The following is a 1,157-nucleotide window of genomic DNA, read 5'->3' as shown; positions in this document are numbered from 1 at the left end:
GGAGGCTCTGAAAAAGTCTCTGCCTTCAGCGATAATACGAACATCGTCAACTGCATAGGGTTCAGTGCTGCCATGGATCAGATCACCTTCTCCGAAGCCGAGTACCAGAACAAAAAGCGAAAGACTCGCCGCGAACTCTTTCTGGAGCGGATGGACAAGCTGATCCCCTGGACGCAGCTGGAGAAGAAGGTAGCCCGTTATTACCCCAAGGGCGAGAGCGGGCGGCCTCCGTATCCATTGTCTGCCATGCTTCGAGTTCACTGTATGCAGTTGTTCTACAACTTGAGCGATCCGTCAATGGAAGATGCTCTCTACGAGATCGAGTCCATGAGGCATTTCGCCGGTTTGAAGCTAGACCGATTGCCGGACGAAACGACGATTCTCAAGTTTCGTCATTTTCTAGAACGACACAGCCTTGGCAAGGTGCTGTTCCAGGAAGTGAACAAACACCTGGCGAAAAACGGCCTAATGTTGCGCGAAGGCAGCATTGTTGATGCCACTATCATTTCTGCGCCTAGTTCTACCAAAAACAAACATGGCAAGCGCGATCCGGAGATGCACCAGACTAAAAAAGGTGGCTCCTGGCACTTTGGTATGAAAATGCACATAGGTGTCGACGACAAACTTGGGTTGATTCACAGCATCGACACCACGGCTGCTAATGTGCATGACATTGTGCCTGCCGATAAGCTGCTTCACGGTGAAGAGCAGCGCGTCTTCGGTGATGCCGGTTACCTGGGCATTCAAAAGCGAGACGAGCTCCATCACCGCTGCGACGTCTCTTGGTATATTGCCAGACGGCCTGGCACGCGAAAGAAGTTGGATGCCAAGCAACAGAAAGTCGAAAAGATCAAAGCCAGCATCCGAGCCAAGGTGGAGCACCCTTTTCGGTACATCAAGCAAGTCTTTGGTTATGGCAAGGTTCGCTATCGTGGTCTTGCTAAAAACACCCAGCGCCTGCACCTGCTGGCGGCGTTCAGCAACCTGCTGATCAGTGAAAAATACCTGTGGGAATAGGGCTATTGCGCCCGTTTTCCGCTTAATGAGCGGTTAACGGGCAAAAAATGCACAAAGAACGGGAAAATAGTGCCTAAATTTGCAATTTTTTATCAGCTCAAGTGAGCGTTGACGAATATCGGTAATTATTCAGACCTTCC

The 1,157-nt window shown here is 50.6% G+C and carries 1 protein-coding gene; it reads left to right on the top strand.

From position 1 onward, the window contains the following. The first annotated feature begins 72 nt into the window (after positions 1 to 72). Entirely contained in the window at positions 73 to 1,017 is a 945-nt protein-coding gene (locus tag ACT3R7_RS20655; RefSeq protein ID WP_193092942.1) for an IS5 family transposase, read from the top strand. The last annotated feature ends 140 nt before the right edge of the window (positions 1,018 to 1,157 follow it).

The sequence above is a fragment of the Halomonas sp. AOP43-A1-21 genome (assembly GCF_052376775.1).
In the GTDB taxonomy this organism is placed as follows: domain Bacteria; phylum Pseudomonadota; class Gammaproteobacteria; order Pseudomonadales; family Halomonadaceae; genus Vreelandella; species Vreelandella colorata.
This window is presented reverse-complemented; position numbering and strand designations above follow the sequence as displayed.